Annotated in this window: 2 protein-coding genes and 1 pseudogene; all 3 read left to right on the forward strand. The window is 45.1% G+C overall.

The window, feature by feature from the left end:
• Window positions 1–206 (forward strand): annotated as a pseudogene (locus ACFIKE_RS11965) (baseplate assembly protein); the annotation flags it as partial.
• Window positions 207–218: 12 nt separating this feature from the next.
• Window positions 219–419: a hypothetical protein gene (locus tag ACFIKE_RS11970; RefSeq protein ID WP_273790108.1), complete on the forward strand. Its 201-nt coding sequence runs from the start codon at window positions 219–221 to the stop codon at window positions 417–419.
• 3 nt (window positions 420–422) lie between these two features.
• On the forward strand, window positions 423–761 hold a 339-nt coding region (locus ACFIKE_RS11975), incomplete at its 3' end, for a GPW/gp25 family protein (RefSeq protein WP_375650181.1).

Below are 761 nucleotides of genomic sequence, written 5' to 3' on the forward strand. Positions count from 1 at the left end.
ATGAGCTCATTCTCTCCCATGGGGAAAATCAAATTCATTTGAGTGAAAAAGGTTTGGTGCTTTCTCATCAAGCAACCTGTGTTGAATTAACGGGTAGTGTGCACATTCAGGCAGAAGATTTACAGCATAATCAAAAATCTGTTGGCGCAAGCCACAAACACGGTGGGGTCAAAATGGGTCCCTCCACAACCTCTTCCCCTCTTTAAAGGAGTTTTATCATGCGTGAGAACACTTATGTTATTTTAACCAATGCTGATTTTGTTGCAGGCAAGCGTTCACCGGGCAAGGGTGAGGAAATTTGTTTAAGTGAGGAAGAGGCTAAATATCCGTTGCTGCTTGGTCAGATCACTGAAAAACCAGCACCTGTTGTTTCTGCGCCCCCAACTGTTTCTACCACAAAGACAAGCAAAGGAGCTTAAAGCATGCGGTGCGGGATGAGCGAAAAGGATGGCTCTCTTTTATATGGCTTTGCGCATTGTCAACAGTCACTTCGTAAATGTCTGACGACAAGAATTGGGACACGGGTTTTGCGTCGTCATTATGGATGTGATGTTGGAGCATTCCAAGACGCCAATGCTGATCCTGCGACGATGATGCAGCTTTATCAAGCAATTGTTGAAGCACTCGATGATCCAGAGTGTGGAGAGCCTGGGTTTTCGTTGCAGAGGATTGATCTGACAAAAGCAACGCGTGAAGGTACATTTCATTTTGTTTTAACGGGTGTTTTTTATCCCGATGGGCATTTGGGGGATTGGTCACAC

It is taken from the genome of Bartonella sp. MU70NMGDW, from assembly GCF_042194085.1.
Classification (GTDB): domain Bacteria; phylum Pseudomonadota; class Alphaproteobacteria; order Rhizobiales; family Rhizobiaceae; genus Bartonella; species Bartonella grahamii.